The following is a 14785-nucleotide window of genomic DNA, read 5'->3' as shown; positions in this document are numbered from 1 at the left end:
CGCACCGAGCGGAAACCACCGAGGTCCCCAGAGTTCAGCCACCGGCAAGGTTCCGCCGGAGCGGTTCTCCCCGGACGGCTCCACCATGTCCGCGCGCGACCGGGCCGGTCAGATCCCTCCCCAGGAGGCGTTGTGCGCGCGACCGAGAGCGAACTCCCGGTTTTCCCGTTCACCACCGCGGACGGCAGCAGCGACCACCACGAACGATTGGTCCGGCTGAGCGACGAGCAGCCGATCACCAGGGTCCTGCTGTCCGGCCGGCCGGTCTGGCTCGTCACCCGCTACGCCGAGGTCAACGCCGTGCTGCTCGACACGCGGTTCAGCCTGGCCCGCGCCATCGACCCGGGCATCCCCCGAGTGGGCAACTTCGAGCTGCCGCCGGAGCAGATCCTCGCCACCGACCCACCGGAGCACACCCGGCTGCGCAAGCTGGTCGCGAAGGTGTTCACCTCCCGGCAGATCGAACAGCTCCGGCCGCGCGTGCAGGAAGTGACCGACCGGCTGCTGGACCGGCTCGCCGAGCTGACACCCCCGGTCGACCTGATCGAGCACTTCACCGCCTCGCTGCCCATCGAGATCATCTGCGAGATGCTCGGCGTGCCCCACCAGGACCGGGACGACTTCCAGGACTGGACCGAGCGCATCCTCACCGTGACCGGGCTGCCGCCCGAGGAGGTCCAGGCGGGGTATGCGCGGATGGGCGGCTACATCGCCGGACTCGTCGCCGACAAGCGCCGCACCCCCACCGACGACCTGCTCAGCCTGCTCATCGCGGCGCGCGACGAGGACGACCGGCTCACCGAGGACGAACTCGTGACGCTCGGATTCACACTGCTGATCGGCGGGCACGAGACCACCAAGAACCAGCTGGCGAATTCGGTGGCCATGCTGCTCGCCGACCACCCCGACCAGTGGCGCCGGCTGATCGAGCGCCCCGAGCTCATGGGGCCCGCGGTGGACGAGCTGCTGCGCTACCTCCCGCTGTTCAGCTACGAGGTGGCCTTCCCCAGGGTCGCCACCGCGACGGTCGAGCTGGGCGGGGTGACCATCGCCGAGGGTGACACCGTGCTTGTCTCGCTGAGCTCGGCGAACCACGATGCCGCGGTGTTCGATGCTCCCGACGACTTCGATCCCGCCCGCCTGCCCAACCGCCACCTGGCCTTCGGCAACGGCATCCACCGCTGCCTCGGCGCGCAGCTGGCCAGGATCGAGCTGGAGATCGGGCTCGGCGGACTCGCCCGGCACTTCCCGCAACTGCGCCTGACCGACGCCGAACTGTCCTGGAAGACCGGCGGTCTCGTCCGGGGCCTGCACCAGCTCCGGGTCGAGTGGTGAGCCCGCCGAGCAGCACTGAGTTCTTCGAGGTGGAGACGCAACTTTCAGGCGACTACCGCGAGCAGGGCCGTCGCCGCGTCGATCAGGGCGGGGTCGCCTTGCGCGGCTACTCGTCGGCGGGCTTCGGTGACGGTAATCCCCCGGGTGGCGAGCCGCCAGAGGTCGTCCGGTCGCATGGTGATCGTCGCTGCTGGTTCACCGACGGGGTCCGTCTCGTCGTCGGCCATCCGCCAGCGGCCGTCCTCTGACATCGCGTGCCAGGTGCCGCCGGACGGACCGGGGACGACGACGCGGACCGCGGTGCCGTGCGGGCGGGCGACTTCGCGCAGCGCGTGGGGCAGCGCGCGCAAGAACGTGTCCAGCACCGGGTGCGCCAGTTCGGGTCGGTCGGCACCAGGCCGCCCCACCGCGTCCCGGATCTGCTGCTGGTGCACCCAGAATTCGGTGTAGTCCCGAGCGATGTCCAACCAGGCCGGGCTCGGACCGGGGCCGGCCCAGGACACGTCCAACGCGGCCGGGGCGGTGAGGTCGAAGGTCCCCCAGAGCCGATCCAGCTCCGGACCGAGGTGCGCCAGCAGCTCGATCATCAGCTCGGGGCTGCACTGCCGTGCGGCTCGGACGAATTCGTCGTTGGTGCGGGCCAAATAGCCGGGCAGGGTCTCGTCGTTGGCGAAGGTCGCCCCGGCGAAGCCGTCCCGGCTCCCCGAGATCCGCCGCAGGTAGTCGTTCAGGACGTGCCCGACCACGTCGTGCACGTCCCAACCCGGGCACACCGTTTCCCTCGACCAGTCCGCAGCGCTCAGCGACCGGAGCAGCGCGAGCAGCTCCCTCCGCTCCTGGCTGAACAGGGGGCGAACGTCCAGCACGGGCCCGAGGATCGTCATGCCGGGAATGCTCTCATCGCTCGCACACCGCAGCCATCGAATTTGTCCCACCCGAGGCCCAGATCAGCTGCCGGGGACGCTCCACAGTCGCACTGCGCCGTCCTCGCCCGCAGTTGCCAGGGTGCGGCCGTCCGGGCTGAACGACATGGTGGTGATGCGCTCGATCGAGGAACCGATCTGCTCGTTGCCGGGCACGTTCCACAGCCGCACGGTGCTGTTGTCCACGATGGCGAGCACACTTCCGTCCGGGTTGGGCACTTGCCAGGAGCCGTCCGGAATGGTGCTGGGCTGGCGGATCTGGTTGCGGCTGGACAGGTCCCACAACCGCAGCCAGGTGGTCTCGGTGGACGCGCTGTCGGTCTCGTCGTCGGACGTGGTCGCGGTGGCCGTGCCCACGGTCAGCAGGACGCGGCCGTCGGGGCCGAACGCGGCGGTGCTGAGGCTCTCGGCCCGGGGCAGGCTGATCGGGTCGCCGATCTGCTGACGGCCGGCCAGGTCCCACAGGATCACGGCGCTGACGTCGTCCTCGGACCCGGACTTGTCGGACCACTGCACGCTGATCGCGATGGTGCGGCCGTCCGGGCTGAAGGTGATCCCAGGAGCGCTGTACCCCTCGTTCCGGAAGGTGGGATCGCCGATCTGCTGACCGCTGGCCACGTCCCACAGCCGCACGAGGTCCACGTCCTCGTCCCCGTCCTCGTTCTGGGCGTAGCTGACGGCCAGGTAGCGGGCATCCGGGCTGAACACCAGCCACTCGGACCGCTCGGCCAGTTCGCCGACCCCGGCGATCGGGTGCTGGCCGACCTGGGCACCGCTGGCCACGTCCCACTGGCGCACCGAACCGTTGGAGTCGCCGTAGATCGCGGCGATCAGGGTGCGGCCGTCCGGGCTGAACACGAGGTCGTTCAGACCGTCGAGCGGGCCGATGATCTGGCCGACCTGACGCTGTTCGGCAACGTTCCACAGCTGCACGGTGCTGTCCTGGTGGACGGTCGCCAGGGTGCGGCCGTCCGGGCTGAACAACAGACGCCGGGCCGGGACGGCAGCGGCCATCGAACCGACCTGGGGAACCTGCGGCGGCGGCGCGGCGACCTGCGGCGGCGGCTGCAGCGCCCAGATCAGGACGCCGACCAGCGCCAGCGCGACGGCGGCGATGCCGAGCCCCAGCACGCGCCGCCGGGCACTCCCGTCGCGCCGGTCGGCAGTCGGCTCGGTGCGCGGGGGCGGGGTTTCCTCCGCGGTGGCCTCGCGGGCCGGACCGGTGTCCACCCGGGTGGACACCACCGTCGGCGTGCCGGTGATCGCCGTCGGTACCTGCGACGCGTCGAGGAGCCGGGCGATGTCGGCGTTCCGCTGCGCGATCAACCGGTGCACCCCGGCGGGCCACGGCCGCGCGGACGGCGCGATCTGGCCGATCGATTCCAGCAGCTCGACCGGGGTCGGCCGCTCGGCGGGGTCCTTGGCCAGGCACGGCTCGGCGATGCGCCGGACCGCGCCGGGAACCCCGGAGAGGTCCGGGTCGACCTGCACGACGTTGTTCAGGGTTTGCAGGGTCGCCGTGTCGGTGAACGGGCTGCCACCCGTGCAGGCCGCGACGACGACCGAGCCGAGGGAGAACACGTCGCTGGCCGAGGTCACCGGCTCGCCCTTGGCCTGCTCGGGGGACATGTACGCCGGCGAGCCGACCAGCCAGCCGGCCCGGGTCAGGTCGCCGGCCCGGTCGCCGTTGACGGCCCGGACGATGCCGAAGTCGATGACCCGGGGACCGTCGTCGGCGAGCAGCACGTTGGACGGTTTCAGGTCCCGGTGCACCAGCCCGGCCCGGTGGATCTGGACCAGCGCGGTGGTCAGCCCGGCGGCCAAGCGCAGCACCGAATCCTCCGGCAGCGCACCGATGGCCGCGGCCGTCTCGTGCAGCGAGGGACCGGGCACGAAAACCGATGCCAGCCACGGCGTGGGCGCGTCCGGGTCGGCATCGATGACCGCGGCGGTGTACGCGCCGGACACCGCGCGAGATGCCTCCACCTCGCGGCGGAACCGCTCCCGGAACCCGTCGTCCTCGGCGAACTGCTCGTGCACCAGCTTCAGCGCGACCAGCCGGCCATCCGGGCCGCTTCCCAGCAGCACCCGCCCCATCCCGCCCCGGCCCAGCTCCGCGAGCACCCGGTACTGCCCGACCTCTCGCGGGCCCGACAGACCTAACGGCCGCACGACGACCCCATTCCAGTCAGTGCCGAAATGGCGGCCGGAACACCGCCGGACATCGCATCGCCTGCCATGATCCCCTCTCCAGGATCGCGCGGATCCAGATCATGGATCTTCCCAGGAAGGCCCCCTGCGGGGAAGCGGAACGGCGCATTGCGCGACCCCGTCCGCCCAATTAGGACAAGCCGGGACGGCTCAGCCCACTTCGGCCTGCAGGGCTCGCATGGTGTTGATCTCGTCCTGCTGGGTCACCAGGACGTCCTGGGCCATCGCGTGGACCTGCTCGTCCAGGCCGTCTGCCATGACGTCGGTGGCCATCGTCAGGGCGCCTTCATGGTGGGCGATCATCAGCCGCAGGAACAGCCGGTCGAAGTCCGCGCCCTTGGAGTTCCCGAGCTGCGCCAGCTGTTCCGGGGTCGCCATGCCCGGCATGCTCGCGTGATCGCGCCCGCCGCCGTGGCCGCCGTGTCCACTGTGGCCGGTCTGCTCGTCGAGGCCGCGGGTGACCAGCCAGCCCTGCATCGCGCCGATCTCCGGGCCCTGCGCGCCGCCGATGCGCTCCGACAGCGCGCGAACCTTGGGATTCTGCACGCGTTCCGGGGCCAGCGACGTCATCTCCACCGCCTGCTGGTGGTGCGCGATCATCATGCGCACGTAGTCCGCCTCGACCTCGACCGGCGTGCTCCGCTCCGGCGCCACGCTCGCCACCACCTGCGGCTGGTCGCCCGGCGCACCCGGCAGTACCACCGGCGGCGACGCCTGCTCCGTCGCGCAACCGGTCAGCGCGCCCACCGCCAGAAGCAACGCGGCTGTTAACCGGCGCATCGATTCCTCCTTGTGTTGCAGGCAATTGCGGCCAGTTGGCCGATAGGGCCACGATCCGGACATAACAATACTGATCTCCAGCGGTACTCGGTACCGCCCATTTCGACTGCCCGGACTCAGGGCAGCGACGAGCATGGGAGTGGATGGTCTTGAAACCGAGCCCCAGGGGAAGGTTGCGCGTGCTGGGCGCCGCGCTCGGAGTGTTGACTCTCGGCTTAGCGCTCGCCCCGGCATCCGCGGCGACGCCCCCGAACAACGGCCCCGAGGAACTCTCCGCGCAGACCGTCGCCGCGCCGGCCGGCGACGTCAGCAAGAGCGAGAACATCGAGCACGTCACGAACCTGCCGAAGCAGGCGCCGTTCAACACGCTCGAAGCCTTCGGCACCGACATCGCCTTCAAGCAGGACTACGCGTACGTCGGCAACTACGACGGTTTCGTCGTCTACGACATCAAGAACCCGAAGAAGCCGCAGATCGTCACGCAGGTGCTCTGCCCCGGCGGACAGGGCGACGTTTCCGTCTCCGGCGACCTGCTGTTCGTCTCCACCGACTACCCGCGCACGAACAACACGTGCACCAGCGAGAAGACCGACGCCAAGGACCCCAACGGCTGGGAGGGCATGAAGGTCTTCGACATCAGCGACCCGGCCAAGCCGCGCTACGTGTCGGCGATCGCCACCGACTGCGGCTCGCACACGCACACCCTGGTGCCGGACAAGGCCGGCGAGGCGGTGTACCTGTACATCTCGTCGTACGGCCCGCGGGCGGAATTCCCGAAGTGCCAGCCGCCGCACGACAAGATCTCCATCATCAAGGTGCCGCTGGACAACCCGGCGGAACCGGTGATCGTGGACGCGCCCGTGCTGTTCCCGGACGGCGGCAACCCGGGCACGCCGGACACCAGCGCGACCACCGGTTGCCACGACATCACGGCGTTCCCGGAGAAGGACCTCGCCGCCGGCGCCTGCATGGGTGACGGCGTGCTGCTGGACATCTCCGACCGGGAGCAGCCGCGGGTGATCAACCAGGTCCGCGACGAGGAGAACTTCGCGTTCTGGCACCCGGCGACGTTCAACAACGAGGGCACCAAGGTCGTCTTCACCGACGAGCTCGGCGGCGGCAGCGCGGCCACCTGCAACGAGGCGACCGGCCCGACCCGCGGCGCCAACGGCGTCTACGACATCGTCGGCTCCGGCGCGGACTCGAAGCTGGAGTTCCGCAACTACTTCAAGATCCCGCGCCACCAGGCCGACACCGAGAACTGCGTGGCGCACAACGGTTCGCTGATCCCGGTCGACGGCCGCGACATCATGGTGCAGGCCTGGTACCAGGGCGGCGTGTCGGTGTGGGACTTCACCGACTCCACCAAGCCGGAGGAGATCGGCTTCTTCGACCGCAGCGCGTTCGACCCGGCGAAGCTGCAGACGGCCGGTTCGTGGTCGGCGTACTACTACAACGGCTACATCTACTCCAGCGGCATCCAGGAAGGCCTGGACGTGCTGGACATCAAGGACAAGCGGACGGACCCGGCGAAGAAGGTCCGCTTCGAGGAGTTCAACCCGCAAACCCAGCCGGTGTACCAGAACTGAGCAGGTAGCAACGTGATGCGGCCCCCGCCGGAACCTCCGGCGGGGGCCGTTCTGTTCCCAATTTTAGGCAAAATTGGAAACCCCCGATCGGGCGGGCGCTGGGCCCGGCTCAGAGTTTTCCAATTTTAGGCAAAATTGGGAGCTCTTCCCGGGGCCCGGGCTAGTCCTTCGCGCCGAGGAAGTCGGGGACGTCGAAGGCGAACAGCGGGTCTCCGAAGTGGGCTCCCGCGGCTACCTCGCAGCCCATCTCGCGCCAAGTGGCCGCCTGCTCCGCCGTGTCGATCCCGCCCACCCACAGGCGGGCTCCGCAGGCGTCGACCAGCGGCACCAGGGCCCGGATCGCCTGCACCTCCGGCACGTCCGCGGACTCCGCCGCGTGCACCAGGTCGACGAGGTCGTCGCACAGGCGCACCGAGTCGACCGGGAGGTCGCGCAGCAGGCGCAGTTCGTCCGCGGAGCCGCGGAAGCTGTGCAGCGAGGTCTTGATGCCGCGGCTGCTGAGGTAGCGGACGTTGTCCCTGGCTTCCTCGTGGTCGCCGCTGATCGCGGCCATCGGCATGCACAGCCGCATCCAGGTCGCGTCGATGTCGCAGGAGGCCAGCACCCGGTGGATCACCGCCGCCAGGTCCGGGTCCTGGCCCTGGTTCGGGCTCAGCGACAGCTTCAGCTGCACCGGGTACCCGGCCGTGTGCCACTCGCACAGCTGCCGCCACGCGGTTTCCAGCATCCAGTCCCGCAGCGACAGGGTGACGCCGGAGCGCTCCGCGAGGCGCTGGCACTCGGAGTGCTCCAGGGTGCCGTATTCGCTCGTCTCCCAGCGGAGTTCGGCCTCCAGCGCGACCAGCGCACCGTTGTCCATGCGGGCCAGCGGCCGGTAGAGGACCTCGAACTCGCCGAGCTCCAGGCCGCCGGGCATCACCGCGGCCAGCTTCGACTCGATGCGCTCCTCCGGCGCCGTGTCCGGGTCGAACAGCGCCCACTGCCGCTTGCCCGCGGCCTCCGCGCGGCGCAGCGCGACGTCCGCCGCCCACAGCATGTTCGCCGCGTCGGCATCTGCCACCATCCGCTCCACCACGCCGATCCCTGCCGACGCCGCGATGCCCTGGTCGTCGCCGACGTAGACCGGCTCCGCGAGCAGGTCGTTGATCTGCTGGGTCAACGTCGTCACCGGCGGCGTCTTCTCCTGCTGCCAGAGCAGGATCGCGAACTCGGTGCCGCCGAACCGCGCGACGATCGCCTCCTCGTTCTCGACCAGCTGCTCCAGGCGCCGGGCCACGGCCTTGATCACCCGGTCGCCGACCTCGTAGCCGAGGCCGTCGTTGATCAGCTCGAAGCCGTCCAGGCCCAGCTGGTAGAGCGCCAGCCGGGCGTCGCGCGGCAGGTTCGCCAGCGCCGTCTCCAGGCGGGTGTGGAAGAACTGCCGGTTCGGCAGCCCGGTCAGCGCGTCGTGCAGGGCCTGGTACTGGAAGCGGTCCTGCAGCAGGTGCAGCTCGGTGATGTCCTCGACCATCGTGACGAAGTGCCGCGGCGCGCCGTCGGAGCCCCGCAGCACCGACACCGCCAGGTAGACCCACGCCTCTTCACCGGTGGCGTGCTGCAGGCGCTTGCGGTCGCCGAGCCGCTTCGAACTGCCGCCCTCGGCGAGCTCGCGGTAGGCGGCCGCCAGGTATTCGGCGTCGTCGGGGTGGAACAGGTCGTGGATCGTCATCGCAGCCAGGTCGTGCGCCTGGTAGCCCAGGGTGTTCTCGAACGCCGGGTTCACCTGGACGAACTTGCCCTCCAGGTCGCAGATCGCGACCCCGATGGGCGTCGTCGTGAACACCTCGCCGAACCGCGCCTCGCTGGCCGCGAGCTCCCGGTCGGCCTTCAGCTTCGAGCGCAGCAGCGCCTTCTTCAGCGTCTCCTGCTGCACGAAGGTGCTCTCCCGGTCGGCCGCGGCGTAGCCGGCCGCGACCGCGGTGACCAGCCCGAGGATCCGGCGCACCGCGTCGTTCCCGGGCAGCTGGACCAGCTCGTCGCGCAGCAGGTTCAGGCTCAGCGGCAAGCTGTCCTCGCCGGTGGCGTGCATCTCGACCAGCCTGCTGCCGACGGTGCGACCCACCTCGTCCACCGCGGCCGGATCGTCCAGGGCGCCGACGACGCGGTCGACGAGTTCCTGCAGCGTCTCCTCGACGGTCTCGCGGGCCAGCGGAATGTAGGACGCCGTGCTGAGCTCCGCCGCCCAGCGGCGCGCCACCTCGGCCCGCCAGCCGGCGTCGTACCGCTTCGGGTCCAGCACGTCCGGCATCCCGCGCGCGGCGTCCGGAGTTCCGTCGCTCATCTCACCCGTCCGTCAACGTTCGGCGAATCGCCCTGGTCGCACACCTTCCTAGCATCATCGGATATCAGCGCCACGCCCCCCGTGACCTGTCATAGCCTGCGTCCCACCCCCGCGTAGATCTGCGAGCCGCCGGGCTCGTCGGCGGCTCGTTCGGGCCGGTCCGGCCGCCACAGCGCGGTGCCGACGACACCCGGCTCCACCAGGTCGAATCCGGTGAAAAGCTCGATGATCTCCGCGTGCGTGCGGGTGTGGATCGGGTCCGAGCTGCGACGCATGACCTCCACCACACCGGCCATCTCGTCCGGGCTGATGTCGGCGGTGAAGTGCGATAGCGCCAGGTAGCTGCCGGTCGCCAGCTCGTCCCGGTAGCGGGCGATGATCGCCGGGGCGTCCAGCTCGTGCGACACGAAGTGGAACACCCCGGCCATGATCAGGCCGATGGGCTCGTCGAAGTCGAGCAGCCGCCGGGTCTCCGGGTGCTCCAGGATCACGCCCGGCTCGACCAGGTCGGCCTGGATGATGGTGGCGTTGTCGTTGCCCTCCAGCAGCAGCTGGCTGTGCGCGACGGCGACCGACTCGTAGTCCACGTACACCACGCGCGCGTGCGGGTCGGCGGCCTGGGCGATCTCGTGCACGTTGCCCACGGTCGGGATGCCGGAGCCGACGTCGAGGAACTGCCGCACGCCCTGCTGTGCCATGTGGACCACGGCGCGCCGCAGGAAGGCCCGGTTGAGCCGCGCCACGTCGCGCGCGCTGGGCAGTGCGGACAGGAACTTCTCGGCCAACGCCCGGTCGGCGGCGAAGTTGTGCGCGCCGCCCAGCAAGTAGTCGTAGAGCCGCGCCGCGCTCGGGATCTCCTCGTCGACATCTTGGGGTACCCACGTCGCCTGTTCGGTCACGGTTCGCCTCACTTCTCGCGCCGTTGCGTGTCGGCCAGACTACTGGGTGACACCAAACGGCTTGACGGGCGTGACCATGCCGCGACTATCCGTATCGATCGAGAGACGGATGGTCGCGGTAGGGCGGCCAGGCCTATCGGTGCCAGATCGTGCCCCGTCGCTCGTACTCCAAGACGGACTCGACGCCCAGCGCCACGTCGGCGCCGAAGTGCCGCTCCACCAGCCAAAGCGCCAGGTCGAGCCCCGAGGTGACACCGCCGGCGGTCACCAGGTCGCCGTCGTCGACGACGCGTCCGCGCGTGATCCGACCGCCCTGCGCCTCCAGGTCGGCGATGGCCTGGTGGTGGGTGGTGCACGGCCGGTTCCGGGTGATCCCGGCCGCCGACAGCAGCATCGCGCCGGTACACACCGAAGCCAGCGTCAGGCCGGGGCGCCGGGCATCGCGCAGGACGGCCGGGAGGTGGCCGCGCCGGATCTCGGCGGGCACCCCGGGCTGATCGGCGGGCTTGCCGTAGCCGCCGCCGGCCACCACGATCAGGTCGGTGTCGCGCGGCGACCAGCCGGCGGCCTCGACCCTGGTGCCGAAGGCGGACGCGACGGTGCCGGGCTCGCCGCCGGTCACGAACGTCGACTCGATGCGCGCGCCGAAGTGTCCGGCGTGCTGGAAAACCTCGTTGGGTGCGACGAAGTCCAGATCGTCGGCACCATCGAACACGAGCACGTGCACGCGCAGCCGGTCGCGCTGCTGGGCGTGTGCGGGAGTTGTCATCGCGGCACCGGCGCCCGCGACTGCCACGGCCGCGCCGGTACGGAACAGAGATCGTCGGTCCATGCCGTTGATCCTGATCTTGCCCGCCGCCCGGGACCAGCAGCTGGAATGCCGCTTTCCGCTAGATTCTGGTCATGCACGTTGTCGGTGTGCTGGCCGTGGAAGGCGTGGTCGGCTTCGACCTGACCACGGTGTGCCAGATCTTCGCCTCGGCCTGGTCGCCCGGCGAGGAAAGCCCTTACGAGGTGCGGGTCTGCGGCGCCGGGGACGTGCTCGTCACCGCCGTGGGCACCGGCAGCTTCCGGCTGTCCGCGCCGTTCACCCTCGCCGATCTCGCCGAAGCGGACACGATCGTCGTGCCGGGGCTGCAGGACTGCCGGCAGCCGCCGGCACCGGGGGTGCTGGACCTGCTTACCGGCGCCGCGGCGCGGGGCACGCGCATCGCGTCGATCTGCACCGGCGCGTTCCTGCTCGCCGCCGCGGGATTGCTAGACGGAGCACGGGCGACGACGCACTGGGACGCCGCCGCGCTGCTCGCCGAGACCTATCCGCGGGTGCAGGTGGATCCGTCGGTGCTGTTCATCGACAACGGGCAGGTGCTCACCTCGGCCGGGGTGTGCGCCGGCATCGACCTGTGCCTGCACCTGATCCGCCGGGATCACGGCGCGGCGCTGGCCGCGCGCGCGGCTCGGCGGATCGTGATGCCGCCGTACCGGGACGGCGGCCAGGCGCAGTTCATCGAGTACGAGCGGCCCGGCGGCAGCTTGCAGCCCACGATGGACTGGATGCGTGACAACCTGCACCGCGACCTCGCCCTGGACGAGATCGCGGAGCGGGCGAGGGTGAGCGTCCGCACGCTCAACCGCCGGTTCCGCGCCCAGACCGGGACGACGCCGCTGCGCTGGCTGGTGCTGGCGCGCGTGCACCGGGCTCAGGAGCTCCTCGAAACCACCGACCTGCCGGTCGAGGTGATCGCCGACCACGCCGGCTTCGGTTCGGCCGCGGTGCTGCGCCGGCACTTCGGCGAGCGCGTCGGCAGCAGCCCGCTCGCGTACCGCACCGAGTTCCGGCGCAGGCAGCTTCGGTGAGCGTCAGTGCGCCTCTTCGAGGGTTTCCCCGTCGGCGACCAGGGCGTCCAACTCGGCGACGTCCTCGGCGGTGAGCGCCACGCCGGCGGCCGCGGTGTTCTCCTCGAGGTGGCCGAGGGAGGAGGTGCCCGGGATCAGCAGGATGTTCGGCGAGCGCTGCAGCAGCCAGGCCAGGGACACCTGGGCCTGGGTCGCGCCGCGGCGCTCGGCGACCGCGCGCAGGACGTCGTCCTGACGAGCGCGGCTGTCGGCGAAACCGGAGCCCAACGGGAAGAACGGGACGAACGCAGTACCGGCCGCCGCGGTCTGCTCGACCAGGTCGGCCGAGGTCCGGTTCACCACGTTGTAGAGGTTCTGCACGGACGCGATCTCGGTGTGCCGCCGCGCCTCCTCGAACTGCGCGGCGGACACATTGGACAGTCCGATGGCGCGCAGCAGGCCCTGCTCGCGGAGCTCGGCCAGCGCGCCGAGCTGGTCGGTCAGCGCGATGCCCCGGTCGACGGTGTGCCGCAGGTAGACCAGGTCCAGGGTCTCCAGCCGCAGGCGGCGCAGGTTGTCGTGCACCTGCGCGCGCAGCGCGTCGGGGTGGTTCAGCGGCAGCCACGCCGCTTCGTGGTCGCGGTAGGCGCCGATCTTGGTGGCCAGCACGAGCCCGTCGCGGTAGGGCCGCAGCGCCTCCGCGATCAGCTCGTTGACCACCCACGGCCCGTAGAAGTCGCTGGTGTCGATGTGGTCGATGCCCAGCTCCACGGCGCGGCGCAGCACCCGGATCGCCTGCTCGCGATCGGCGGGCGGGCCGAACACGCCGGGCCCGGCCAGCTGCATCGCGCCGAAACCAAGCCGGCTCACGGTCAACTCCGCGGTCAGCGGGAACTTTCCACCCAGGGCGGTCGAAGCACTCGTCACGCCGCGATGCTGCTAGAAAACCACGGCCTCGGCAACAAGCCGTTGCTCACATCCTTGTCTTTGAAGCGGCGCAGCCGCTTAGCCCAGAATTCACACCTGCGGCATCAGGAGCAGCCAGGTCCCGCCGGTCAGGATGGCGGCGAGCCCGATGAGGAACCAGAGCGCCAGCCAGATCCCGGCGGGCAGCCCGGTGAGCCGGGCGAGCTGGTCGGCGTCGGAGTTCGGGGCGCGGCCGCCGGAGCGCTTGCGGCGCAGCTCGGCGATCGGCCGCAGGCCGCCGAAGAGCAGGAACCAGCTGAACAACGCGCAGCACAGCGCCTGCCAGGCCGGCGTCGCGAACCAGGACACCCCGAAGATCACGCCGCCGGTGAGCACGATCGACAGCACGCCGTAGGCGTTGCGGATGGCCAGCAGCATCGCGGCGAGCAGCGCGATGCACGCCCACAGCATCACGTGCGCGAGGTCGACGGTGACCAGCCACGCGCCGCCGAGCCCGAGCAGCGACACCGCCGGGTATCCGGCCAGCAGCGTGAACACCATGCCCGGCCCGGTCGGCTTGCCGGTCGACACGGTCAGCCCCGAGGTGTCGGAGTGCAGCCGGATGCCGTTCAGCTTGCGCCCGCTGAGCAGCGCGACCACCGCGTGCCCGCCCTCGTGGGCGATCGTCACCACGTTGCGCAGCAGCAGCCAGGTGTTGCGGCTGAGCACCAGGAGCAGCGAGAGCACGCCCGCGACCAGCGCGGCGACGTTGCCCGAATCCAGCAGTTGCGCGGACCACTCCCGCACTAAATCGTCCACAGTAGACACCCAAGGTCGGCGACAGACCGCGGCCCAGCGTAGCCGCCGCTCAGCCGGAGGCGCGGACGACCAGCTCCGGGGCGATGGCGACGCTGCGGGACGCGCCCTCGGCGCCGGTGAGGTGCGCCCCCAGCATCCGGACCGCCTCCGCCGCGATCTGCTCCTGCGGCTGCCGCACCGTGGTCAGCGCGGGCTGGGCGAGTTCGGCGTACGGGATGTCGTCGAAGCCGGTGACCCGGACGTCCTCGGGCACCCGGACGCCCCGCCGCGCCAGCTCGCTCAGCACGCCCAAGGCGATCGTGTCGTTGCCGCACACGATGCCGTCCGGCAGCGACCCCTGCGCCAGCAGGCGCTCCCCGGCCTGCTGGCCCCATTCCTTGCTGAAGTCGCCGAGCAGCACGTCGGCGCCGTCGCCCACTGCGCGCCGGAAACCGTCCAGCCGGGCCTGCGCCGACGAGTCGGTCGGCCGCGATCCGACGAACACCAGGCGGTTCGCGCCGAGCCCCAGCAGGTGGCGCACGACCTGGCTCATCCCGGCCTCGTTGTCGACCCCGACCCAGCTGCCCGCGAAGCCGTCCACCCGCAGGTCGAGCTGGATGACGGGAACCCGCGCGGCGGCCGCCGCCAGCGCCTCGCCGCTGCGTTCGCGGTGGCACGGGATCATGATCAGCGCATCGACCCGGCGATCCAGCAGCGCGCGGACCTGGCGCTGTTCGGTTTCCGGCTCGTAGTGCGAGTTCGCGAGCAGCAGGCTGCGCTGCCCGTCCTGCAACTGCTTCTCCACGGATTCGACGAGCGTGGCGAAGAAAGGGTTGCCGATGCGCGGCACGACCATGCCTATGGTGTGCGTGGTGCGGCTGCGCAGTGACGCGGCGACGACGTTGGGCTCGTAGTCGAGCTCGCGCGCGGCCGCGAGGACCTTCTCCCGGTTCTCCGCTCGCACGCCGCGCTGCCCGGACAGGGCGCGCGACGCGGTCGCGACCGACACCCCGGCCCGCGCCGCCACGTCGTGGATCGTGACGCCCACGCCACCTCCTCGGTCTCGTACCGCCAGAAGCGTAATCGATTTCGCGCTGCTTTCTCCATAGAATCAGGGATTCCCGAACTCGATTCCGACGATTCGCGGAAACCGATTCCACAGGTGTTTCCCCAGCGCAGCGCAACCCG

Annotated in this window: 12 protein-coding genes; 3 read left to right on the top strand and 9 right to left on the bottom strand. The window is 70.7% G+C overall.

Features of this window, described 5'->3' with window-relative positions:
- Positions 1-132: 132 nt before the first annotated feature.
- A complete protein-coding gene (locus E1288_RS32620; RefSeq protein ID WP_132492133.1) occupies positions 133-1335 on the top strand; it encodes a cytochrome P450 in 1203 nt (400 codons plus the stop codon).
- Between the two features lie 44 nt (positions 1336-1379).
- Here the strand turns inward: E1288_RS32620 and E1288_RS32615 are convergent, their stop codons facing one another.
- From E1288_RS32615 to E1288_RS32605, 3 genes are all read right to left on the bottom strand, one after another.
- Complete coding sequence (locus tag E1288_RS32615) at positions 1380-2219, bottom strand: maleylpyruvate isomerase family mycothiol-dependent enzyme (protein WP_132492131.1); 840 nt, start codon at positions 2217-2219, stop codon at positions 1380-1382.
- 63 nt (positions 2220-2282) lie between these two features.
- Positions 2283-4430 carry a WD40 repeat domain-containing serine/threonine protein kinase gene (locus tag E1288_RS32610; protein WP_132492129.1) on the bottom strand — a complete coding sequence of 716 codons (2148 nt, stop codon included), beginning with the start codon at positions 4428-4430 and terminating at the stop codon, positions 2283-2285.
- 189 nt (positions 4431-4619) lie between these two features.
- On the bottom strand, positions 4620-5249 hold the full coding sequence (locus E1288_RS32605) for a DUF305 domain-containing protein (protein ID WP_132492127.1): 630 nt from the start codon (positions 5247-5249) through the stop codon (positions 4620-4622).
- A gap of 143 nt (positions 5250-5392) precedes the next feature.
- Between E1288_RS32605 and E1288_RS32600 the strand changes: the two genes are divergently transcribed.
- A complete protein-coding gene (locus E1288_RS32600; protein WP_132492125.1) occupies positions 5393-6838 on the top strand; it encodes an LVIVD repeat-containing protein in 1446 nt (481 codons plus the stop codon).
- Between the two features lie 160 nt (positions 6839-6998).
- Here E1288_RS32600 and E1288_RS32595 read toward each other — a convergent pair whose 3' ends face one another.
- The 3 genes from E1288_RS32595 to E1288_RS32585 form a co-directional block, all read right to left on the bottom strand.
- Positions 6999-9158 (bottom strand): putative bifunctional diguanylate cyclase/phosphodiesterase, encoded by a 2160-nt coding sequence (locus tag E1288_RS32595; protein ID WP_235883955.1) that lies wholly within the window; start codon positions 9156-9158, stop codon positions 6999-7001.
- An 89-nt stretch (positions 9159-9247) separates the two neighbouring features.
- Positions 9248-10057 carry an SAM-dependent methyltransferase gene (locus tag E1288_RS32590; protein WP_132492123.1) on the bottom strand — a complete coding sequence of 270 codons (810 nt, stop codon included), beginning with the start codon at positions 10055-10057 and terminating at the stop codon, positions 9248-9250.
- 133 nt (positions 10058-10190) lie between these two features.
- The gene (locus E1288_RS32585; protein ID WP_132492121.1) at positions 10191-10889 is read right to left on the bottom strand and encodes a DJ-1/PfpI family protein; all 699 of its coding nucleotides are present in this window, start codon (positions 10887-10889) and stop codon (positions 10191-10193) included.
- A 71-nt stretch (positions 10890-10960) separates the two neighbouring features.
- Between E1288_RS32585 and E1288_RS32580 the strand changes: the two genes are divergently transcribed.
- Positions 10961-11914, top strand: coding sequence for a GlxA family transcriptional regulator (locus tag E1288_RS32580; RefSeq protein WP_132492119.1), 954 nt, complete (start codon positions 10961-10963; stop codon positions 11912-11914).
- A gap of 3 nt (positions 11915-11917) precedes the next feature.
- Here E1288_RS32580 and E1288_RS32575 read toward each other — a convergent pair whose 3' ends face one another.
- The 3 genes from E1288_RS32575 to E1288_RS32565 form a co-directional block, all read right to left on the bottom strand.
- Positions 11918-12820, bottom strand: a complete 903-nt coding sequence (locus E1288_RS32575; protein WP_132492117.1) for an oxidoreductase — start codon at positions 12818-12820, stop codon at positions 11918-11920.
- 90 nt (positions 12821-12910) lie between these two features.
- Positions 12911-13618, bottom strand: a complete 708-nt coding sequence (locus tag E1288_RS32570) for a M50 family metallopeptidase (RefSeq protein WP_132492115.1) — start codon at positions 13616-13618, stop codon at positions 12911-12913.
- Between the two features lie 49 nt (positions 13619-13667).
- A complete protein-coding gene (locus tag E1288_RS32565; protein ID WP_132492113.1) occupies positions 13668-14645 on the bottom strand; it encodes a LacI family DNA-binding transcriptional regulator in 978 nt (325 codons plus the stop codon).
- Between the last annotated feature and the right edge of the window lie 140 nt (positions 14646-14785).

Origin of the sequence: Saccharopolyspora elongata (assembly GCF_004348985.1) — a bacterium.
In the GTDB taxonomy this organism is placed as follows: Bacteria; Actinomycetota; Actinomycetes; order Mycobacteriales; family Pseudonocardiaceae; genus Saccharopolyspora; species Saccharopolyspora elongata.
The sequence above is the reverse complement of the archived record's forward strand: the minus strand, read 5'-3'. Positions and strand labels throughout refer to the sequence as shown.

What these genes read in the sequence shown, in the direction of transcription:
- E1288_RS32580 (WP_132492119.1), top strand. Translation starts at nt 10,961, where the DNA reads ATGCACGTTGTCGGTGTGCTGGCCGTGGAAGGCGTGGTCGGCTTCGAC.
- E1288_RS32585 (WP_132492121.1), bottom strand. Translation starts at nt 10,889, where the DNA reads ATGGACCGACGATCTCTGTTCCGTACCGGCGCGGCCGTGGCAGTCGCG.
- E1288_RS32615 (WP_132492131.1), bottom strand. Translation starts at nt 2,219, where the DNA reads ATGACGATCCTCGGGCCCGTGCTGGACGTTCGCCCCCTGTTCAGCCAG.
- E1288_RS32600 (WP_132492125.1), top strand. Translation starts at nt 5,393, where the DNA reads ATGGTCTTGAAACCGAGCCCCAGGGGAAGGTTGCGCGTGCTGGGCGCC.
- E1288_RS32595 (WP_235883955.1), bottom strand. Translation starts at nt 9,158, where the DNA reads ATGAGCGACGGAACTCCGGACGCCGCGCGCGGGATGCCGGACGTGCTG.
- E1288_RS32605 (WP_132492127.1), bottom strand. Translation starts at nt 5,249, where the DNA reads ATGCGCCGGTTAACAGCCGCGTTGCTTCTGGCGGTGGGCGCGCTGACC.